Origin of the sequence: Peribacillus sp. TH16 (assembly GCF_016651095.1) — a bacterium.
Taxonomy (GTDB): Bacteria; Bacillota; Bacilli; order Bacillales; family DSM-1321; genus Peribacillus; species Peribacillus butanolivorans.
On sequence record NZ_JAEKEM010000009.1, the window covers coordinates 2,966,391 to 2,988,392 of the forward strand.

Sequence of the window (22,002 nt, forward strand, 5' to 3'; positions counted from 1 at the left end):
ATGAATGAGATTACTATAATAGGACTCGGGGCAGGCGATTTAGACCAGCTTCCATTTGGGATTTATAAAAAATTAACAAAGACAAAAGAATGCTTCGTCCGGACGATAGATCATCCGGTGATCAGAGATTTAACAATTGAAGGAATTAAGTTCACTGCTTTTGACAAGGTATATGAAAAACACGATCAATTTGAAGAGGTATACGAAGAAATTTCAGAAGCATTATTACAAGAAGCTGTAAATAGTTCTGTTCTGTACGCGGTTCCAGGGCATCCAATGGTTGCAGAAAAAACAGTCCAACTCTTGCTAGAGAAAGGTCCAGCTAGAGGTATTGCTATTAAGCTTGAGGGAGGACAAAGTTTTCTTGACCCGTTATTTCAGGCCGTTCAAATTGACCCAATTGAAGGATTTCAGCTTCTAGATGGAACTGCTCTTTCACCAGATGACCTGCATATTAGACAGCATATGATAATCGGGCAGGTGTATGACGCGTTCAGTGCTTCCAATGTGAAGTTGACTTTGATGGAAAAGCTTCCAGATGACTACGAGGTATATATCGTTACAGCGGCAGGCAGTAGCCAGGAAAAAGTAACAAAATGTGCACTTTATGAACTGGACCGCCAAATGGAGTTAAGTAACTTAACGAGTGTCTATGTGCCACCCGTTAAAGAAGATGCATTACAGTATCGTGAATTTTCTAAGTTGCGACAGATCATCGCGGAACTGAGGGGACCTGACGGATGTCCTTGGGATAAGAAACAAACTCATCAAAGCTTGAAGAAATATCTAATAGAAGAGGCATACGAACTTATTGATTCCATTGATGCCGAGGACGATGAGGGCATGATTGGTGAACTAGGGGACGTACTCCTTCAAGTGATGCTTCATGCGCAAATCGGAGAGGATGAGGGCATGTTCACAATAGATGATGTGATCGAAGGAATTACAGCAAAAATGGTTCGACGCCACCCTCATGTGTTTGGAGATATAGAAGTGACCGGTGAAGAAGATGTTGTAGTGAACTGGCAGAAAATCAAGGAAGAAGAAAAAGGAAGCGAGAAAAATGTTCCACAATCCATTCTAGATGGTATAGAAAAATCGCTGCCAAACTTACTTCGTGCTGAGGAGTATCAAAAAAGGGCTGCGAAGGTCGGATTTGACTGGGATGAGGTTTCTGAAGCGTGGAAAAAGGTTAAAGAAGAAGTGCAGGAACTTGAAGATGAGATACTGAACCCGAATCCGGATATCAACCGGATCAAATCCGAATTGGGAGACCTCTTTTTTGCGATTGTCAACATTTCGCGCTATTATGACATACAAGCAGAAGAAGCTGTCTATAAAGCAAACCAGAAGTTTCACCAGCGTTTTACATATATCGAAGAGCGTATTCAAAGGGAAGACAAGAAGTTTTCTGATTATACATTAGAAGAACTGGATTCATATTGGGATGAGGCAAAAGCTAAAGGACTTTAATTAAAGGAGAGAATTGTATGTCGATGAGATTAGATAAATTCTTAAAAGTATCAAGGTTGATTAAGCGTCGAACTCTTGCTAAAGAAGTAGCGGATAAAGGGAGAATTACAATTAACGGCCAACAGGCTAAAGCAAGCTCGAATGTAAAAGATGGTGATGAATTAACCGTACGTTTTGGTCAAAAGCTAGTCACGGTACGCGTTGACAAAATTCAAGAAACGACGAAAAAAGAAGCTGCTGCCGATATGTATACAATCGTAAAAGAAGAAAAGCTAGCAGAGGAGTAAGGACGGGCTTTGTTCTAATTTCCCTCTTACGGACATACACTTGTACAAAATCAGTGGTACTGTGAGGGATGAAAAATGAGCCAATATATTGATCCGAATGCTGGTTACACAAAGGGAACAATCCAAGAGCATGATGTAACGATGAAAGGCCGCCGTTTATTGGATATTACCGGAGTAAAACAAGTGGAAAGCTTTGATAATGAAGAATTTTTGCTTGAAACGTCAATGGGCTTCTTATCTATACGTGGTCAGAACTTGCAAATGAAGAATTTAGACGTAGATAAAGGGATTGTTTCAATCAAGGGGAAGATTTTTGACCTTGTATATTTAGATGAGCAATCCGGGGAGAAAGCTAAAGGCTTCTTTGGCAAGCTGTTCAAATGACCTTAACGATCCAATTTTATACGTTGCTTGCGATGATAGGCATGGGCAGTTGTTTTGGAGCTGCCCTCGATACGTATAACCGGTTCCTGAAGCGTTCAGTAAGGAAGAGGTGGATTGTCTTCCTCCATGATTTTCTTTTCTGGATTATTCAGGGTCTCCTTATTTTTTATGTTTTGTTTTTAGTGAATGAAGGAGAGTTTCGCCTATATTTATTTTTGGCCTTATTATGCGGTTTTTCAGCATATCAAGCACTTTTTAAAGGAGTCTATCAACGCTTTTTAGAGTTTTTGATTTTACTGGTAATAAAGGTGGTCAGATTTTTAACTAAATCGGTTCAAATGCTGATATTTCTTCCGATAAAATGGGTAATAGTTACTGCAATTTCCATCATCATAGGTATGGGCAGATTTGTTTTAGTCCTTTTAAAATGGATAGGGAAAATAATTCTCTTTATTTTAAATGTTTTTTGGAAACCTTTAAAATGGATACTAATAAGGATATGGAATTTATTGCCGGTTTTTGTTACAAAAAACGTCGGGAAGTTTTATAATAAAGGAAAAGGGATTTTATTGAAAATAAAGAATTCTATAGTTAGCATGGTAATTAGATGGAGAACTAAAAAGAAATGAGGAGTGATAAAACATGAGTAGCCTTCGGAAGAGGAAAGTGGCAAAAATAGAAAATCCCTACGTCGCTCTACAAGAGAAAAAAGTACAAACTGTTGAAAAAAAGAAGCGTGGTCTTATGCGTAGATTAACACTGTATTCAGTTTTCGCCGCTATCTTTTTGATTTTGGCTGTTTCCACCCTCATTACGCAAAATGTTGCACTAGATGAAAAAGTACAGCAGAAAGAAAAATTAGAAGTAAAGTTAGCTAAATTGGAAAAAGGTGAAACCCTTCTTAAAGAAGAAATTGTAAAACTCAATGATGATGACTATATTGCTAAAATAGCAAGACGAGATTATTTCTTATCGGACAATGGTGAAATCATTTTTAATCTTCCAAAAGCAAAGGAAGATAGTGACTAATATTGACACTGTTTTTTTACTTTCGTTATAATATAGTGTGAAGAGATTTTTAACATTTCTAAGGAGGAACATTTTTTTTATGTCAATCGAAGTAGGCAGCAAGTTACAAGGTAAAGTAACAGGCATAACTAATTTTGGTGCATTTGTAGAGCTCCCTCAAGGTTCAACAGGTCTTGTCCATATCAGTGAAGTAGCAGATAACTATGTCAAAGATATTAATGATCACTTAAAAGTGGGCGATACAGTTGAAGTGAAAGTCATCAATGTGAAAGATGGCAAAATTGGCTTGTCCATTAAAAAAGCAATAGACCGTCCTGAAGGCGAGCAAAAACCTGCATACACACCACGTCCGCGCCAAGGAAGAGGGAACGACAACCGTTCCAAAGACTTCCGCTCAAAAGGTAGTAGTTTCCAACCCAAGGAAAACTTTGAGCAAAAAATGGCTAAATTCTTAAAAGATAGCGAAGACCGCTTAACAACCCTTAAACGTAGCACCGAAACAAAACGGGGAGGTCGAGGAGGAAGACGCGGATAAAACTGCTGCTGAAAATAATAGATTAGCAACTTTTCCTGTGAAATTATTCATAGTGTAGATAAAGGCAAGCTTGCTGGCTTGTCTTCTTTTATATATATAAAGGTGTTTCTCTTATTAGATTCGCCTTCAATACCAATAAAAAAAGCACCTCATGTACACTTTCTCGATTGAGTGTGCTGAGGCGCTTTTTTTATATGTGATGACCCGTACGGGATTCGAACCCGTGTTACCGCCGTGAAAGGGCGGTGTCTTAACCGCTTGACCAACGGGCCAAAATTAATATTAAAAGATAGCGGCAGAGGGGATCGAACCCCCGACCTCACGGGTATGAACCGTACGCTCTAGCCAGCTGAGCTACGCCGCCATAATGGTAAGTGCTACTGAAGCACAAGTTATATCTTACATTCGTGAGGAAAGATTGTCAACAAAAAAAAGAAAGATTGTCGGTTTCCATTTTTTAAAGATATATTCGTGTTATTTTCCACAAAAATAACCTAAAAACTTTGCTTTTCCTTTAAAAAAAAAGAACGCCTGTTTCTGTATTTTAAAAAAAGGTATAAAAACCTGTATACAAATGATTGTTCAAGGAGAATTTCGTCGAACGTTTTTCATTTGCGCTTTTAAAATTCTGACAAAAAAATGGTTAAGCCCTCTATATAATAAAAATCACTAATATGAATGGGGTGTTGAAATGGAAAAAGTAGAAAGACCTATGATGGAACCTCTTGGGGATGTTCAGTTAAAAGAAGCAAAGGAGGGAGCCATCAATTGGATCCAACAGCTGCAAACGAAAACAGATGATATCTTTATAAAGAAAGGTATCTCTTTAGCCATTATCGGTTTTTTATTAGGACGAGCATTAATTCTTTCGCAGTTAGCACCATTTGGGCTTCCGTTTTTCGCAGCCGTTTTTCTCATGAGACGTGACCGAGCTCCACTCGCACTGTTTGGCTTAATCGCTGGGGGGCTCACCGTTCACTATTCTAATAGTTTAGTCATCTTTACATCGGCGTTCCTGCTTCTCTTATTTCATAAAATCAAGAAGCCGGCCGTAGAAGGGCAATTTAAGACGATGTCGATGTACGTCTTTGCTTCACTCTTCCTGGTAAACCTGGCCGAGCAATATCTTGTGTTTCGAACGATTCAGCTGTACGACCTGATGATGATAGGAGTAGAGGCGGGGCTCGCCATGATTTTAACTTTAATTTTCATACAGTCCATCCCGCTGCTATCAATACGGACAAAGTCACAATCTTTAAAGACAGAAGAGATCGTCAGCATTATCATTCTACTCGCGTCGGTGATGACCGGAACAATTGGGTGGATGATATATGACCTGTCACTCGATCATATATTTTCACGGTACCTTGTCCTCCTATTCGGGCTGGCGGGAGGGGCCGCCATAGGCTCCACTGTAGGTGTCGTTACCGGATTAATATTCAGCTTAGCGAGTATAGCCAGCCTTTATCAAATGAGCCTCCTCGCTTTTTCAGGCCTGCTCGGTGGTTTGTTGAAGGAGGGTAGGAAGATAGGGGTTGCGGCAGGCCTGTTAATTGCTACGTTACTAATTGGTCTATACGGAGAGGGAACTAATAATATTATGGTTACCCTCTATGAATCACTTATAGCTGTGGTGTTATTTATTTTAACACCATCTTCCATAATCAATAAAATAGCAAAGCATATACCCGGGACCGTAGAGAACTCGGATGAACAGCAACAGTATGCCCGGAAAGTGAGGGACGTTACCGCCCAAAGAGTGGAACAATTCTCTCATGTATTTGAGGCGCTCTCAAATAGCTTTTCCCAAATAGATGAACGAGGAAGATTGGAGGAAGATGAGAAAGAGTTCGATTATTTTTTAAGTAATGTAACTGAAAAAACGTGCCAAATCTGCTTTAAAAAGGAACAATGCTGGGCTAAAAACTTTAATACAACCTATGACGGTATGCAGGAAATTATGCTTCAATTAAGTGAAAATAATGGACAGCTCCCCCAAAAAACTTCAAAAGAATGGGGGAAATACTGTAGTCGTGGGCCGCAGGTCATTGGGGCAATTTCTCAGGAACTTACTTACTTTGAAGCAAACCAAAAGTTAAAAAGGCAGGTGAAAGAAAGCAGGAAGCTAGTGGCGGACCAACTACGTGGAGTTTCTGCAGTGATGGATGATTTCGCGAAAGAAATTCAAAGGGAAAGGAAGAATCATCATTTACACGAGGAATCCATTATGGAGGCCATTCAGGATTTTGGCCTGCATATCGGTTATGTGGAAATATACAGCCTTGAACAGGGAGGTGTTGATATAGAGATGAGTGTCCCATACTGCCAAGGCAGAGGGGAATGTGAGAAGTTGATTGCACCTATGCTTTCAGACATTTTAGGAGAAACGATTGTTGTACATTCCGAAGAGTGTGCAACTTATCCAAACGGGCAATGTGAGGTGATATTTAGGTCAGCAAAAAAATTCACGGTCGAAACGGGTGTGGCTCATGCTGCCAAGGGGGGAGGGCTTGTTTCAGGAGATAGTTATACGACCATGGAAATTGGTTGCGGCAAATTTGCAATAGCCATTAGTGATGGGATGGGTAATGGGGAAAGGGCCCATTTTGAAAGCACCGAGACTTTGAAGCTGCTACAAAAATTTTTACAATCGGGAATAGAAGAAAAAATAGCCATTAAATCCGTAAACTCCGTATTATCCCTTCGCACGACCGATGAAATATTTTCAACTCTTGATCTGGCAATGATTGACCTTCAGGATGCAAAGGCTAAGTTTTTAAAAATATGTTCGATACCAAGTTTCATTAAAAGGGGGGATAAAATCATTAAAATTGAATCAAGTAACCTGCCGATGGGTATCATCCAGGATTTCGATGTTGATGTCGTATCCGAGGAGCTAAAGGCAGGGGATATTTTAATAATGATGAGTGATGGGGTATTCGATGGTCCCTCTCATGTGGAAAATATCGAGTTCTGGCTTAAACGAAAAATCAAGGAAATGGAGACAGATGACCCACAGGAAATATCTGATTTAATATTAGAAGAGGTCATTCGAACAAAAGGGATCATAGATGATGATATGACAGTGGTAACCTCAAAAATTAAACATAATACACCGAAATGGGCATCCATCCCCGTTTCACCAAAACGGAAAAAGGCTCAGTAACGAGAAATCTTTCCATAAATTAAGATAAGGAGGTCGTCTACAAACGAGGTGTTATGTTGGCAGCTATGTAAAGAAATAGTTGGTTAACTCCATGGATCCCCTGCCAAAGTGTATAAGAAATGTGACTTGGTAGTGTGTGTTTTTTGTGTATAAATTATCCCCTTTTAGTCAATTATGGTAATAGATTGAATGGAAGGGAGAGCCAAACATGAAAGCAGGAACATTAAGACAGGTTTTGCTTATTACCGACGGCTGTTCAAATCATGGTGAGGAGCCGGCTGCTATGGCTGCTTTAGCACGGGAGCAAGGCATAACCATCAATGTCATAGGTGTCATGGAAAATGATGTGATAGATGAAAAGGGACTTAAAGAAATTGAGAAGATTGCTGGTTCCGGGGGTGGTGTAAGCCAAATTGTCTATGCACAGCAGTTGTCACAAACCGTCCAAATGGTTACCCAAAAGGCAATGACTCAAACCATACAGGGAGTTATTAATCGTGAACTTCAACAAATATTAGGTGATTCAAGAACAATGGAAGATCTCCCTCCGGATAAACGAGGAGAAGTGATGGAGGTGGTTGATGAGCTTGGGGAAACTAGCAAGCTTGAAGTGCTAATTCTTGTCGATACAAGTGCGAGTATGAAACATAAGCTGCCAACTGTAAAAGAATCCTTATTAGATCTTTCCCTAAGTATGAATGCAAGAATGGGTGACAGCCGATTTTCCGTATTCGTATTTCCTGGGAAAAGAAATGATGTGGAAAAGTTGCTTGATTGGACCCCGAACCTTGAAGCTTTGACGGCAACTTTCCCTAAGCTTAGTACAGGTGGGCTCACTCCAACAGGGCCAGCAATTCGTGAAGCTTTATCTTATTTTAATAAAAAACGTTCATTGAGGGGATTGTTATCACATGATGATGAACAATACTTTGAGGAATCAATGTAAACTCCTTCCTGGCAGCTTAATCACTGGAAAGTGGAATAAAAACCGGTACAAAATTATCAAGGAATTGGGGTGTGGCGCTAACGGGATTGTCTATTTGGTGGAAAGTGAAAATCGTCATTATGCGCTTAAGCTCAGTGATAATGGGACGTCTATTATTTCAGAGATGAATATCCTAAAATCCTTTTCCAAGGTCCAGGGGTCTACCCTTGGACCTTCCTTTTTGGAAGCGGACGACTTTATGGAAACAGGAAAGCAGCTACCTTTTTATGTTATGGAATATATCCATGGGCACGATTTTTTGCGTTTTATTGAAAAAAAAGGATCATCGTGGATTGGTGTCTTAATGCTTCAGTTATTAACTAGTTTGTCAGCTTTGCATACAAATGGCTGGGTATTCGGTGATTTAAAACCTGAGAATTTAATAGTGACCTCTCCAGCCTACAAAGTCCGATGTGTAGATGTTGGTGGGACAACCTTGATTGGTAGATCTGTTAAAGAGTTCACCGAGTTCTTCGACAGAGGTTATTGGGGACTTGGGTCAAGAAAGGCTGATCCACAATATGATTTGTTCGCGGTAGCGATGATAATCATCAATTCTGCCTATCCTGCACGTTTTCACAAGAAAGGGGAGGGGTATCGGCAGCTTATCGACTTGATTAAGCAGAAAAAGGAATTACACCCATATAGAAAGATGCTAGATAAAGCACTACTCGGGAAGTATGATTCAGCATTACAAATGCGGGAGGACCTAGTTACTATGCTAAGTAATCAAAATCATTTAAAGAAAAAGCCCTCGAGTCAAGCTGCGACAAGGCAAGCTACAACGAGACAAGCAAGAAGGTCTCAGAGTCATTCTAAAAAAATGAAGGGAGGTTTTTTTGAAACCTTTTTGCTGGTTGCCATAATATCGATACTCTATGTTCTTTACATATATGAACAGTTGTTATGATATAGTTAAATACGTTACCAACATGGAATATTTGAAACCATTTCATGTTTGAATCGTATAAAATAATACCTGTCCATAAAAGAAGGAAGATTGTATGTTAAAGGAAAAAGTTCTTAAGACCATTTATAGAAACGAATTAATTCAGGAAAAGTCGAAGTTGCTTGTAGGTGTTTCTGGGGGTCCTGACTCATTGGTTCTTCTCCATTTTCTAAAGCAAGTTCAACCTCTTTTTCATTACGAGTTAACTGTAGCGAGTGTTGACCATATGTTCCGTGGCGAGGAATCCTACGAAGATTATAAGTATGTCGAACAAATATGTGAACAGTGGGGCATCGTTTTTGAAGGTAGAAGGATCGACGTACCAGCCTATATAGAACAGACAGGAGAAAGCTCCCAATTAACTTCAAGAAAGTTACGTTTTGCTTTCTATGAAGAAATGATGGCTAAACACCAAACCTCCACTCTTGTTTTAGGGCATCATGGAGATGATCAAATTGAAACGGTGCTCATGCGTTTAACAAGAGGGGCGACAGGTAAGGCCAGAGCGGGCATTCCTCTAAAGAGACCTTTTCATACCGGTTATCTAATAAGGCCCTTTCTTGAACTTACCAAAGACGAAATAATTGAATATGCGGGTATTCATAAACTTGAGCCAAGGTATGACCCGAGCAACGAAAAAGATGACTATGTAAGAAACCGTTTTAGACATGAAGTTCTTCCATTTTTAAAGAAAGAAAATAGAAAGGTTCACGATCATTTTCAACGCTTTAGTGAAGAACTTTATGAAGATGAAGAGTTTTTTCTGAACCTTGTCTCAAGCAAAATGCCTGAGGTTTGGGCTCAACAGGAAAAAGATTATGCAGTAATTCAGATTGATAGGGTTCTGGCGATGCCTAAACCTTTACAAAGAAGAGCGATTCAACTAATATTAAACTATCTTTATTTGGAGAGACCTTCATCGCTTTCAGCATTACATATTGACCAACTTTTAGCTTTGTTTTTAAATCCTCAACCATCTGCAGAATTGCATCTTCCGGAGGGCCTTATTGCGGAAAAATCATATAAAACTTGTACCTTTAGATTTTTTCGGCAAGAAAGCCAAAAATATTCCCTTAAATTACAAATTCCCGGTGAGACTATTCTTCCGAATGGATATAAGATTAAAGCGCACTATATAAAAGAAGAAATTCCCGTTCTTAGAGGAAACTATTCTTTTATTCTTCCCGAATCCGCGGTTCAGTTTCCGCTTACAGTCCGAACTAGGAATGAAGGCGAACGGATGGCAGTTAAGGGATTGGGTGGAAGTAAAAAGTTGAAGGAGATTTTTATTAATGAAAAAATCCCGTTGCTAGAAAGAAATGTATGGCCGGTTATCGTCGATCAGGCAGGAACGGTTATTTGGCTTCCTGGCTTGAAAAAATCGAATGTTGAACCGGATATAATTTCTGATGAAACATCTTTAATCTACTTAGAATATAAAAAAGCTTAATTCTTCATGGGGGGCAATTAATTACAATGACCATGCAAAATGACATTGAAAAAGTTTTAATAACTGAGGAAGAACTTCAAAAAAAAATCAGGGAACTTGGAGCACAGCTTGAAGCTGATTACCAAGGTAAGTTTCCGTTGGCTATCGGTGTGCTAAAAGGCGCCATGCCATTTATGTCAGATTTACTAAAACGTGTGGATACACACCTTGAAATGGACTTCATGGATGTTTCAAGCTACGGCAACTCCACTGTATCTTCTGGTGAAGTGAAAATCATTAAAGATCTTGATACATCAGTAGAAGGCCGTGATATTTTAATTATTGAAGACATTATCGACAGCGGTTTGACCCTGAGCTACCTTGCTGAACTTTTCCGTTATAGAAAAGCAAAATCAATTAAAATCGTTACCTTATTAGATAAACCAACAGGCAGGAAAGCAGATATTACTCCGGACTATTTTGGATTTATCGTACCAGACGCATTTGTTGTCGGATACGGTCTTGATTTTGCAGAAAAATATCGTAATCTCCCGTATATTGGCATATTAAAGCCTGAAATTTACTCGAATTAATAGTACCTGTTTGAAAGAGAAGACCAGATAAAAACAGCGGTGTTAAATTATTGTAATTCATTAATTTTATATGATAGTATTTACTATAGTTTGTTTACCCGTGGGAGGAGGTAAGGGATGAATCGGATCTTCCGTAATACCATATTTTATTTACTGATCTTTTTGGTCATCATTGGGATTGTAAGCATCTTTAATAATAACAATGAACCAACACAGAAAATGACCCAAGATGAATTCTATAAGCATTTGGAGAGTGGGGACGTTACATCACTAACGATGCAGCCCGAAAGCAGTGTGTTTGAAATCACAGGGAAGCTCAAAGGTTATGAGGAAAACAAATACTTTGTGACGTACGTGCCTTTCAGTGAATATTCGCAGAGTCGAATTAATGATGCCGTAACTAAGTTAGGTAAAGACATCATCACTGTTGAACCTCCAGAAAAGACAAGTGGCTGGGTGACATTTTTCACTTCCATTATTCCATTTGTAATCATTTTTATCCTCTTCTTCTTTTTACTTAACCAAGCTCAAGGTGGCGGCGGTGGTCGCGTCATGAACTTCGGGAAAAGTAAGGCGAAATTGTATAATGATGATAAGAAAAAAGTACGCTTCAATGATGTTGCTGGAGCGGACGAAGAAAAGCAGGAACTTGTAGAGGTCGTTGAATTTTTAAAAGATCCTCGCAAATATGCCGAGCTCGGTGCCCGTATTCCAAAAGGAGTACTTTTAGTGGGACCTCCTGGTACAGGTAAAACTTTACTTGCCCGGGCAGTAGCTGGTGAAGCCGGTACTCCTTTCTTCTCAATCAGTGGTTCTGATTTTGTTGAAATGTTTGTAGGGGTCGGTGCATCACGTGTTCGTGATTTGTTTGAAAATGCTAAGAAAAATGCACCATGTATCATCTTTATTGATGAAATTGATGCAGTAGGACGTCAACGTGGCGCTGGTCTTGGTGGCGGACACGATGAACGTGAACAAACGCTAAACCAATTACTTGTAGAAATGGACGGTTTCGGTGGAAATGAAGGTATCATTATTATCGCCGCGACAAACCGAGCTGATGTATTAGATCCGGCACTATTGCGCCCTGGACGTTTTGACCGTCAAATTACGGTTGGCCGCCCGGATGTTAAAGGCCGTGAAGAAGTACTGAAGGTCCATGCACGTAACAAGCCTTTAGCGGAGACTGTTGATTTAAAAGCAATAGCTCAGCGTACACCTGGATTTTCTGGTGCCGATCTTGAAAACTTACTAAATGAAGCAGCTCTTGTAGCAGCACGTCAAGATAAGAAGAAGATCGACATGTCCGATTTGGATGAAGCCTCGGATCGCGTTATTGCCGGACCTGCTAAGAAAAACCGTGTTATTTCTAAAAAAGAACGGAATATTGTAGCATGGCATGAAGCAGGCCATACTATTATCGGATTGGTTCTTGATGATGCCGAAGTGGTTCATAAAGTTACGATTGTCCCTCGTGGTCAAGCTGGTGGATATGCAGTAATGCTTCCGAAAGAAGATCGTTTCTTCATGACGGAGCCTGAACTAAAAGATAAGATTGTTGGCCTTTTAGGTGGCCGGGTTTCCGAAGAAGTTACATTCGGTGAAGTGAGTACCGGAGCTCATAATGACTTCCAACGTGCAACAGGCATAGCCCGTAGCATGGTTATGGAATATGGTATGAGTAAGCTTGGACCTCTTCAATTCGGTAATTCACAAGGTCAGGTCTTCTTAGGCCGCGATTTCAATAATGATCAAAATTATTCAGATGCAATAGCATATGAAATTGATCTTGAAATTCAACGTATCATTAGAGAAGCATACGAAAGATGTAAGAAAATTCTTACTGAAAATCGTGAAAAACTTGATTTGGTTGCCAAAACCTTGCTTGAAGTAGAAACACTTGATGCTGAACAAATCAAAGGTTTATTCCATAACGGTAAATTGCCAGAACGGGATTATACCGCGCTAAATGGGAATTTAACTACTGATGAGAATGTCAAGGTAAACATCAATACGAAGAAGGAAGAAAAAGAAGCTCTTTTAGATCCATTGGATAAGAGAGGACCTGAGGACCTTGAAGTAACGGAGGAAGGATTGAATACTCCTCCAATCAAAGAAGGAACACCTCAAGATCAGCCGCTTTCCTTCCCGAACGAAGATGACAATAAAAAGTCTTAAGTTGACTAATTCAAAAGGGTATTTCCGCCTCGGAAATACCCTTTTCTTAACCCTTAAATAAATATGTGGGGCTAAGAAAAATCTGATTGGATTTTTTTACCTCTCGAAAAGTTTGACTAATAGCGTGGGAAATAACAGTGTGGTATGATGTGGGAGAATAATTTACCGGAGTGATGATTACGATGATTTTTGTATTGGATGTTGGGAATACGAATACTGTATTGGGCGTATACGATGAAGATATTTTAAAATATCATTGGCGAATTGAGACGAGCCGTAATAAGACAGAAGATGAGTATGGAATGGTCATAAAGTCTTTGCTACAACATGAAGGTCTTTCGTTTGATCAATTCGATGGCATCATCATTTCTTCAGTTGTACCGCCAATTATGTTTGCACTTGAACGCATGTGTAAAAAATACTTTGGTATAAAACCGCTTATAGTGGGACCTGGAATAAAAACTGGATTGAATATTAAATACGAAAATCCCCGTGAGGTGGGAGCAGACCGAATTGTTAATGCTGTTGCAGGCATTCAGGAATATGGAAGCCCTCTCATTATCGTGGATTTTGGCACGGCAACGACATATTGCTATATAAATGAGGATAAACAATACATGGGTGGAGCCATTGCCCCGGGTATTAACATTTCTACAGAAGCACTTTATTCAAAAGCAGCCAAGCTTCCAAGAATAGAAATTAATCGTCCTGATGGGGTTATTGGGAAAAATACAGTATCCGCTATGCAGGCAGGCATTTTGTATGGGTATGTCGGGCAGGTAGAAGGAATCGTAAATCGAATTAAAGCACAAAGTAATCTAGAGCCAACGGTAATAGCTACTGGCGGACTAGCGACCTTAATTGCTAATGAGTCTACTGTGATTGACGTTGTTGAACCATTTTTGACCTTAAAAGGATTGCAGCTGATTTATAAACGTAATCGTGAGCAAGTGAAGAAATAAAGAAGGAATCACAGCATGGAAGGAGCACAACAAATGAAGGATTATCTAATAAAGGCGTTAGGCTATGAAGGACAGGTTCGGGCATATGCTGTTTCAACAACGGATACCGTAGGAGAAGCTCAGCGACGCCATTATACATGGCCTACTGCTTCCGCAGCCCTTGGGCGTGCAATGACGGCAGGCGTGATGATGGGCGGCATGTTAAAAGGTGAAGAAAAGCTGACGATTAAAATCGAAGGCGGAGGTCCAATTGGATCAATTCTTGTCGACAGTAACGCTAAGGGCGAAGTGCGGGGATATGTGACAAATCCTCAAACCCACTTTGACCTGAATAAACAAGGAAAGTTAGATGTCAGTAGAGCGGTTGGTACTGATGGATTGTTGACAGTTGTGAAAGATATTGGTCTGCGTGATCACTTTTCAGGACAAGTACCGCTTGTATCGGGAGAATTAGGAGAAGATTTCACTTATTATTTTGTAACTTCCGAACAGGTGCCTTCTTCAGTGGGGGTTGGGGTTCTGGTGAATCCGGATAATTCGATACTTGCAGCAGGTGGATTTATCATTCAACTAATGCCTGGTACATCCGATGACACGATTTCTAAAATCGAGAGTCGACTAAGCACGATAACTCCTGTCTCTAAAATGATTCAAAATGGCCTGACTCCAGAGGAAATCCTAACGGAGATTTTAGGTGAGGGTAATGTGAAAATCTTAGAAAAAATGGATGTCGAGTTCTCCTGTCAATGTTCAAGGGAGAGAATTGCCAATGCATTGATTAGTCTTGGACAAAATGAGATTCGGGATATTATTGAGACAGAGGGACATGCAGAGGCACAATGCCATTTTTGTAATGAGACCTACCAGTTCTCGAAAGAAGACCTTGAGGAATTAGAAGCAGAAACCAAAAAATAATTGACGGGGGAAAAGGGTTTTGCCTAAACAAAAGCTTCGGGCAATTATTGCCGGCCTTGCCTTGTTGAACCTATTGACTATCGTTATCTTTGTTATAAAACCATTAATCATCTCAAAATCCGTTATTGGGGAAGAAACGGTTGCAAAGATTGGATCTACAGATATTTCCCGGGAAGCATGGATTAATGAACTCGAAAAGAGATACGGGGAAGATGTTCTTGAGGAAATGGTCGATAAAGAGGTAGTGAAACAAGCTGCAGAAAAATACAAAGTGAAAACTTCGGATGAAGAGGTTGATCGGGAACTTAAAATGATGAAAACGATGTATGGAACCGCCGGCCAGACTCTTAATAAAAGTACAGATCAATTGAGGCAGGAAATTCAATCGAGTCTCCTGCTTGAGAAGTTGCTTACCAAGGACGTTTCGGTTTCCGAAACGGCGATGCAGAAATATTATGATGACAATAAGGATATATACCGAATCCCTACTACGTATCATATTTCTCATATTACCTCGTCTACAAAAAAGCAAGCAGATCAAATCATTAATGAGTTGGAGAAAGGCGTTTCGTTTGCTGTTTTAGCAATGGAAAAGTCCCTTGATGAATTTACTGCCAATCAAGGGGGCGACTTGGGATATATATCGCAAGATAACGAGCAAGTTTCTAAGGAATACATTACAGCTGCAGAGAAATTAAAGGTAAATAAGTGGAGTGGTCCTGTAGAAACAGATGAAGGGTGGGCTGTTCTCTATTTGCATGAAAAAATAGAGGGCAATCAATATACGTATGATGAAGTTAAAGACCAAATTCACCGCCAAATAGCTCTTGAACAGATTCAGTCACCGGTTTCCGGAAAGATTTTTTGGGACGAATTAGATGTAGAATGGTTTTATGGATTGAAAGAACAGAAATAGGTCAATAGTTGTGAAAGAAAATTTAGAATATAGTAGATAATCATTGACAATGAACTATTAAAACTGGTAACTTTAAATTAATAAAACCAATAAACATACTCGGTATTGGGATGATAAGGAGTGGAGAACATGGCACGTATAGCTAATTCTGTAATAGATTTGATTGGACAAACACCTATTGTAAAATTAAACAAGCTTCAAAGTGAAAACAGTGCAGATATTTATTTGAAACTTGAGTATTTTAACCCGGGCAGTAGTGTAAAAGACCGAATCGCTCTTGCGATGATTGAAGCGGCAGAAAAAAGCGGAGACCTTAAACAAGGTGATACGATCATTGAACCTACAAGCGGAAACACTGGAATAGGGCTTGCAATGGTAGCTGCAGCAAAAGGATATAAATCTATCCTTGTTATGCCAGAAACAATGAGCTTGGAACGTCGTAACTTGCTTCGTGCTTATGGAGCAGAGTTAGTTCTTACACCTGGACCAGAAGGAATGAAAGGCGCAATTGCTAAGGCAACGGAGCTATCTAAAGAAAAAGGATACTTTATTCCACAGCAATTCGAAAACAAAGCAAATCCTGAAGTGCACCGTAACACTACTGGTCCTGAAATTGTAGAAGCTTTTGGTGACGATGGTCTGGATGCATTTATTGCAGGAATCGGTACTGGCGGAACAATTACAGGTGCGGGAGAAGTGCTACGTGAAAAATACCCTGACATTAAAATCTACGCTGTTGAGCCTGCAGATTCTCCTGTATTATCTGGCGGGAAACCAGGGCCACATAAAATTCAAGGAATCGGCGCAGGCTTCATCCCAAGTATTTTAAATACTGATCTTTACGATGAAATCATACAAGTTGATACAGAGGAATCGTTTGATTACGCACGTCGTGCAGCCAAAGAAGAAGGGATCCTTGGTGGAATTTCTTCTGGTGGTGCCATCGCTGCGGCTATTAAAGTAGCTGATAAACTTGGAAAAGGCAAAAAGGTACTTGCTATCATACCAAGTAATGGTGAACGTTACTTAAGTACACCGTTATATAACTTTGAGTAAGATTAACCATTAAACGAGAAGCAAAGTTCCTATAGGGGCTTTGCTTTTCTTTTTTGTAGTAAAGACTAACAGATTTTTTCTATTCTCTAAGGTGCTTGCACTTTACCTATGTAAATAGGTAAACTCGTATATATAGATTTTTTTGGTGAAGGAGAACGCTGGATGTCATTATCTGATACTTTAAAGATTACATGTGGTTCATTTGAATTGGATTACAGCAAGAAGACCTTAATTATGGGGATTTTAAATGTTACGCCAGATTCCTTTTCGGATGGCGGGAAATATAACCGGGTAGATGCTGCTTTGAAGCATGCTGAACAGATGGTTAAGGACGGAGCTGATGTTTTGGACATTGGCGGAGAGTCCACCCGTCCTAATTATGAGCGGATTTCGGATGAGGAAGAGATAGAGAGAGTAGCCCCTATCATTGAGGCTATCTCCCGTAATATTCAAGTTCCAATCTCAATCGATACATATAAGTCTAGGGTTGCAGAGGAAGCAGTAAAAGCAGGAGCGCATATATTAAATGATATTTGGGGGGCAAAGGCTGATACCATGATGGCAAGTGTTGCAGCAAAGTATCAGGTGCCGATTATTTTAATGCATAACCGGGACAAAATGGATTATCGTCATTTTGTCCGGGATGTCCTTCAAGATTTGTTTGAAAGCATCACGATTGTAAAGAAAGCGGGAGTTCAGGATGAAAATATCATTCTCGACCCCGGCATAGGGTTTGCGAAAGACTTAAAGTTAAATTTGGAAATGATGAGGAATCTTGATAAGCTGGTATCATTAGGTTACCCTGTGCTTCTTGCGACATCAAGAAAGTCCATGATTGGACATGTTCTCGATTTGCCGCCTAGTGAGCGAGTGGAAGGTACGGCTGCCACAATCTGTAATGGAATTCAACAAGGCTGTCAAATGGTACGTGTTCATGACGTTAAGGAAATGGCACGCACCGCTAAGATGATGGATGCTCTTTTAGGAAAAGGTGGTTTCAATGGATAAAATTTTTGTGAATAAAATGGAGTTTTATGGTTATCATGGTGTGTTTCCGGAAGAAACGAAGCTTGGGCAGCGGTTTAAAGTGGATTTGATTGTAGAGGCCGATTTAGCCAAGGCGGGGAAGAGTGATGAACTAGAGGACTCAATAAATTATGGAGAGTTATATGAAGTTTGTAAAGGCGTTGTTGAAGGGAAGCCGTTTAAGTTAGTGGAAGCCGTTGCCGAAGAGATTGCCTCAGAATTACTTAATAAGTTTTCTTCAATTGAGAAGTGCACCGTGAAAGTCTATAAACCAGATCCACCTATAGCAGGGCACTATGAATCGGTTGCTGTAGAAATTGTAAGAGGGCGCTGACGGTGGTAAATATTTCGTACCTTTCAATTGGATCGAATCTAGGAGATCGCCTAGTCACCATCCAAAGCGCTTTCCAATTATTGGCTGAAAACGCACACATCGAGTTGGTTGCCTGCTCGTCTTTATACGAAACAGACCCAGTCGGATACGCTGATCAGGATTGTTTTTTAAACGCTGTTTTTAAAGTGAAAACGGATTTAAAGCCAGAGGAGTTACTGCGAACTTGTATGCAGATTGAACAAGGATTAGGAAGAAAAAGGGAAGTTAGATGGGGACCCCGTACTTTAGACCTTGACATTTTGTTATATAATCATGAAAATATTGAGACAGAGATTCTTTCAGTCCCACATCCTCGGATGCAAGAAAGAGCATTCGTGCTCGTGCCTTTAATGGAAGTGGACCCTGATATTAAACTTCCGCAAATGTATACACCTTTGAGCGGCCTGCTTGAACAGATTCCGGATAAAGAAGGAGTTCGATTATGGAAGGCGAAAAATGGGGAAGGCGTATTCGCGCTTTTCGAAAGTTAAAGGGATTTACCCAAGAAGGGTTTGCGAAAGAAATTGGCGTTTCTGTTTCCTTACTAGGAGAAGTCGAAAGAGGGAACCGCAATCCTTCAGAGTCGTTTTTAATAGAAGTGGCGGATGTGCTCCGTGTTTCCATTGAGGAGCTTAGACCGCCTGAGGATAAATGAAAGAATGTTATAGGAGGCCACACCGTGTTAAAAATAGGCGATATTGAAATGAAGAATCCAGTAGTGCTTGCACCGATGGCTGGAGTATGTAACTCAGCATTCCGTTTGACGGTCAAAGAATTTGGTGCTGGATTAGTCTGCGCGGAGATGGTCAGTGATAAGGGAATCGTTCTTCAAAATGCAAGAACGATGAATATGCTTTATATAGATGAAAGAGAGAAGCCGCTAAGCTTGCAAATCTTTGGTGGTGAAAAGAAATCATTGGTAGAAGCTGCACAGTTTGTAGATAAAAATACAAATGCCGACATCATTGATATAAATATGGGTTGCCCTGTTCCGAAGATCACCAAATGTGATGCTGGTGCAAAATGGTTACTAGACCCGAATAAAATTTATGAGATGGTTTCAGCGGTTGTTGATGCTGTTGAAAAGCCAGTTACTGTTAAAATGCGTATGGGCTGGGACGAGGAACATATCTTTGCTATTCAAAATGCTCAAGCTGTGGAACGTGCAGGTGGTAAAGCAGTTTCTCTCCATGGTAGAACTCGAGTTCAAATGTATGAAGGAAAAGCTAACTGGGATATCATTCGTGAAGTGAAAAAATCCATTAATATTCCCCTTATCGGGAACGGTGATGTGGAAACACCTCAGGAAGCAGAGAGAATGTTAAAAGAGACTGGTGTCGATGGAGTCATGATTGGCCGTGCAGCTCTAGGTAATCCTTGGATGATCTACCGTACTGTTAAATATTTAGAAACAGGACAACTGATGGATGAGCCTACAGTTCGTGAAAAAATGGATGTTTGCGTTCTTCACATGGATCGACTAATTGCATTGAAAAATGAAAATGTTGCTGTCCGTGAAATGCGCAAGCATGCTTCTTGGTACCTAAAGGGTGTTAAAGGGAATGCTAATGCTCGTAAAGGCATTAATGATTGTGAGACAAGAGAAGATGTTGTAAGCCTTCTTTATGGACTTGTTGATGATATTGAAGCGAAGCAACAGAATATTCAAATGGTCTGATGTTTGACATTACCTTCCTGTTTTCCTATAATACGCTTATCTAAAACTGCCAGTAATCCTGGCAGTTTTTATATGTACATAAACAAGATTTTAAGATAAAAAGCTGTTGAATTCCTTTACTTTATGTAAGAATAAATACGTATGCAAAAGAAATCCTCAATAATTATATAAGTTTTTTATTAATAGAGATGGAGATGATTTTCGTGAGTCATGAAGAATTAAATGACCAACTGCAGGTAAGACGCGATAAAATGCAGGCCATGATTGATAATGGACAAGACCCTTTTGGGAGCAGATTCGAACGTACCCATAACGCCCAGGAGATTGTAAGCACATATGGTGAATTAGAGAAAGAAGAACTAGAGGAAAAAGAGATCGAGGTTACGATTGCAGGTCGTGTAATGACTAAACGTGGGAAAGGGAAAGCAGGATTTGCTCATATTCAGGATATCAGCGGTCAAATCCAAATCTACGTTCGTTTAGATAAAATTGGTGAAGATTCATACAAGTTATTCAACCAAACGGATCTTGGCGATATCGTAGGGATCACTGGTGTTATCTTTAAAACAAAAGTTGGAGAACTTTCTATTAAAGCTAATGACTTTGTGTTCCTTGCCAAAGCGCTTCGCCCGCTACCTGATAAGTTTCATGGTCTGAAGGATGTCGAAGAACGTTATCGGAAACGTTATGTGGATTTAATTACAAATGAGGAAAGCAAAAACACCTTAATCATGCGCAGTCGAATTGTTCAGGCTATGAGACGTTATTTAGACGATCATGGATATCTGGAAGTGGAAACGCCGCTATTACACTCTGTTGCAGGTGGAGCTGCTGCGCGCCCTTTCCTTACTCATCATAATGCGCTTGATATGCCATTGAACTTGAGGATTGCTATTGAACTTCATCTAAAACGCCTGATTGTCGGTGGGTTAGAGAAAGTTTATGAAATCGGCCGTGTATTCAGAAATGAAGGTGTATCTACAAGACATAATCCAGAATTCACTCTAATTGAATTATATGAGGCCTATGCGGATTATAAGGATATTATGAGTCTGACAGAAAACCTGGTTGCTCATATTGCTCAAGAAGTTCTGGGTACAACAACCATTCAATATGGAGAATATGAGATAGAATTAAAACCAGAATGGAAACGACTTCACATGGTTGACGCTGTAAAAGAATACACAGGTGTAGACTTCTGGACTCACATGAGTAAGGAAGAGGCACAGCAGCTTGCTAAAGACAATGGCATTGAAGTGAAGGAATCCATGGAGTTTGGCCATATTGTAAATGAATTCTTTGAACAGAAGGTAGAAGACAAATTAATTCAACCTACGTTCATTTATGGACATCCGGTAGAAATTTCTCCATTAGCTAAGAAAAATCCGGAAGATTCCCGTTTTACTGATCGTTTTGAACTATTCATTGTGGGTAGAGAGCATGCAAATGCTTTCACGGAACTTAATGATCCTATTGATCAACGTCAACGCTTTGAAGCTCAATTAAAAGAGCGTGAGCAAGGTAATGATGAAGCTCATGAAATGGATGAGGATTTCTTGGAAGCCTTAGAATACGGCATGCCACCAACTGGTGGATTGGGAATTGGTGTTGACCGACTAGTTATGCTATTAACCAATTCACCTTCAATCCGTGATGTCCTGTTATTCCCGTTAATGAGACATCGCTAATAATATATGAAGAGTAAAAAAGGAAACCGAGTTGGGCCTGAGGATCCATAGAGCATAGCTCTTGGTCCTCGGGCAGTCCAGTTCGGTTTTTGTTTTTTAATAATAATTTAACAGGCTATTTATTGATTGAATTCTAAGGCATGAAAGAAAAACAATATTATCTCAAAAAAACTTTATAAAAGGTATTGCGCAGTTAACCTAATGATGTTATATTTATATCTGTTGTTACGAACGAGTTTCAAATGGATTACAAACTTTTAAAAAAGTTTTAAAAAGTTGTTGACTCCAAGTAATGAAATGTGTTATTATAAATAAGCTGTTCCGAAAGACATTGCTCTTTGAAAACTGAACAAAACAAAGCGCCAACGTTAAATTTTAAG

22 protein-coding genes and 2 tRNA genes are annotated in these 22,002 nt (G+C 39.8%); 22 read left to right on the forward strand and 2 right to left on the reverse strand.

The window, feature by feature from the left end; translation table 11 throughout:
* From mazG to JFV29_RS28380, 6 genes are all read left to right on the forward strand, one after another.
* Positions 1-1,473 (forward strand): nucleoside triphosphate pyrophosphohydrolase, encoded by a 1,473-nt coding sequence (gene mazG, locus JFV29_RS28355; RefSeq protein ID WP_201187810.1) that lies wholly within the window; start codon positions 1-3, stop codon positions 1,471-1,473.
* A gap of 23 nt (positions 1,474-1,496) precedes the next feature.
* Positions 1,497-1,760 (forward strand): RNA-binding S4 domain-containing protein, encoded by a 264-nt coding sequence (locus JFV29_RS28360; RefSeq protein WP_034316386.1) that lies wholly within the window; start codon positions 1,497-1,499, stop codon positions 1,758-1,760.
* Positions 1,761-1,835: 75 nt separating this feature from the next.
* The gene (gene yabP, locus JFV29_RS28365) at positions 1,836-2,144 is read left to right on the forward strand and encodes a sporulation protein YabP (protein WP_053348985.1); all 309 of its coding nucleotides are present in this window, start codon (positions 1,836-1,838) and stop codon (positions 2,142-2,144) included.
* Positions 2,141-2,773 (forward strand): spore cortex biosynthesis protein YabQ, encoded by a 633-nt coding sequence (gene yabQ / locus JFV29_RS28370; protein ID WP_201187812.1) that lies wholly within the window; start codon positions 2,141-2,143, stop codon positions 2,771-2,773. Before yabP ends, yabQ begins: the two co-directional genes overlap by 4 nt.
* A 37-nt stretch (positions 2,774-2,810) precedes the next feature.
* On the forward strand, positions 2,811-3,173 hold the full coding sequence (locus JFV29_RS28375) for an FtsB family cell division protein (protein WP_309446321.1): 363 nt from the start codon (positions 2,811-2,813) through the stop codon (positions 3,171-3,173).
* 79 nt (positions 3,174-3,252) lie between these two features.
* Entirely contained in the window at positions 3,253-3,708 is a 456-nt protein-coding gene (locus JFV29_RS28380; RefSeq protein WP_201187814.1) for a S1 domain-containing RNA-binding protein, read from the forward strand.
* A gap of 200 nt (positions 3,709-3,908) precedes the next feature.
* Here JFV29_RS28380 and JFV29_RS28385 read toward each other — a convergent pair.
* Together JFV29_RS28385 and JFV29_RS28390 are read right to left on the reverse strand one after the other, a co-directional pair.
* A tRNA-Glu gene (locus JFV29_RS28385) sits at positions 3,909-3,980 on the reverse strand.
* Positions 3,981-3,998: 18 nt separating this feature from the next.
* Positions 3,999-4,072, reverse strand: a tRNA-Met gene (locus tag JFV29_RS28390).
* A 327-nt stretch (positions 4,073-4,399) separates the two neighbouring features.
* Here JFV29_RS28390 and spoIIE point away from each other — a divergent pair.
* The 16 genes from spoIIE (at position 4,400) to lysS (ending at position 21,622) form a co-directional block, all read left to right on the forward strand.
* The gene (spoIIE, locus tag JFV29_RS28395; protein ID WP_201187816.1) at positions 4,400-6,874 is read left to right on the forward strand and encodes a stage II sporulation protein E; all 2,475 of its coding nucleotides are present in this window, start codon (positions 4,400-4,402) and stop codon (positions 6,872-6,874) included.
* A 208-nt stretch (positions 6,875-7,082) separates the two neighbouring features.
* The gene (locus tag JFV29_RS28400; protein ID WP_053348980.1) at positions 7,083-7,820 is read left to right on the forward strand and encodes a VWA domain-containing protein; all 738 of its coding nucleotides are present in this window, start codon (positions 7,083-7,085) and stop codon (positions 7,818-7,820) included.
* Positions 7,786-8,769, forward strand: a complete 984-nt coding sequence (locus JFV29_RS28405) for a protein kinase domain-containing protein (protein ID WP_397329228.1) — start codon at positions 7,786-7,788, stop codon at positions 8,767-8,769. The genes JFV29_RS28400 and JFV29_RS28405 overlap by 35 nt, the downstream gene beginning before the upstream one ends.
* A 94-nt stretch (positions 8,770-8,863) precedes the next feature.
* Positions 8,864-10,258, forward strand: coding sequence for a tRNA lysidine(34) synthetase TilS (gene tilS, locus JFV29_RS28410; RefSeq protein ID WP_201187818.1), 1,395 nt, complete (start codon positions 8,864-8,866; stop codon positions 10,256-10,258).
* A 32-nt stretch (positions 10,259-10,290) separates the two neighbouring features.
* Positions 10,291-10,830, forward strand: coding sequence for a hypoxanthine phosphoribosyltransferase (gene hpt / locus JFV29_RS28415; protein ID WP_053349019.1), 540 nt, complete (start codon positions 10,291-10,293; stop codon positions 10,828-10,830).
* Between the two features lie 117 nt (positions 10,831-10,947).
* Positions 10,948-13,008, forward strand: a complete 2,061-nt coding sequence (ftsH, locus tag JFV29_RS28420) for an ATP-dependent zinc metalloprotease FtsH (RefSeq protein WP_082612830.1) — start codon at positions 10,948-10,950, stop codon at positions 13,006-13,008.
* A gap of 182 nt (positions 13,009-13,190) precedes the next feature.
* On the forward strand, positions 13,191-13,970 hold the full coding sequence (locus tag JFV29_RS28425; RefSeq protein ID WP_201187820.1) for a type III pantothenate kinase: 780 nt from the start codon (positions 13,191-13,193) through the stop codon (positions 13,968-13,970).
* Positions 13,971-14,003: 33 nt separating this feature from the next.
* Positions 14,004-14,885, forward strand: a complete 882-nt coding sequence (gene hslO, locus JFV29_RS28430; RefSeq protein ID WP_057217165.1) for an Hsp33 family molecular chaperone HslO — start codon at positions 14,004-14,006, stop codon at positions 14,883-14,885.
* A gap of 19 nt (positions 14,886-14,904) precedes the next feature.
* Positions 14,905-15,801, forward strand: coding sequence for a peptidyl-prolyl cis-trans isomerase (locus tag JFV29_RS28435; RefSeq protein WP_098177756.1), 897 nt, complete (start codon positions 14,905-14,907; stop codon positions 15,799-15,801).
* A 129-nt stretch (positions 15,802-15,930) separates the two neighbouring features.
* Positions 15,931-16,857: a cysteine synthase A gene (cysK, locus tag JFV29_RS28440; RefSeq protein WP_201187822.1), complete on the forward strand. Its 927-nt coding sequence runs from the start codon at positions 15,931-15,933 to the stop codon at positions 16,855-16,857.
* 162 nt (positions 16,858-17,019) lie between these two features.
* Positions 17,020-17,865: a dihydropteroate synthase gene (gene folP / locus JFV29_RS28445; RefSeq protein ID WP_201187824.1), complete on the forward strand. Its 846-nt coding sequence runs from the start codon at positions 17,020-17,022 to the stop codon at positions 17,863-17,865.
* A complete protein-coding gene (folB, locus tag JFV29_RS28450) occupies positions 17,858-18,217 on the forward strand; it encodes a dihydroneopterin aldolase (RefSeq protein ID WP_201187826.1) in 360 nt (119 codons plus the stop codon). Before folP ends, folB begins: the two co-directional genes overlap by 8 nt.
* A gap of 2 nt (positions 18,218-18,219) precedes the next feature.
* Complete coding sequence (gene folK / locus JFV29_RS28455) at positions 18,220-18,747, forward strand: 2-amino-4-hydroxy-6-hydroxymethyldihydropteridine diphosphokinase (RefSeq protein ID WP_201187828.1); 528 nt, start codon at positions 18,220-18,222, stop codon at positions 18,745-18,747.
* The gene (locus JFV29_RS28460; protein WP_098177753.1) at positions 18,699-18,911 is read left to right on the forward strand and encodes a helix-turn-helix domain-containing protein; all 213 of its coding nucleotides are present in this window, start codon (positions 18,699-18,701) and stop codon (positions 18,909-18,911) included. The genes folK and JFV29_RS28460 overlap by 49 nt, the downstream gene beginning before the upstream one ends.
* A gap of 24 nt (positions 18,912-18,935) precedes the next feature.
* On the forward strand, positions 18,936-19,934 hold the full coding sequence (gene dusB, locus JFV29_RS28465; protein WP_053348971.1) for a tRNA dihydrouridine synthase DusB: 999 nt from the start codon (positions 18,936-18,938) through the stop codon (positions 19,932-19,934).
* Between the two features lie 194 nt (positions 19,935-20,128).
* A complete protein-coding gene (gene lysS, locus JFV29_RS28470) occupies positions 20,129-21,622 on the forward strand; it encodes a lysine--tRNA ligase (protein ID WP_201187830.1) in 1,494 nt (497 codons plus the stop codon).
* The last annotated feature ends 380 nt before the right edge of the window (positions 21,623-22,002 follow it).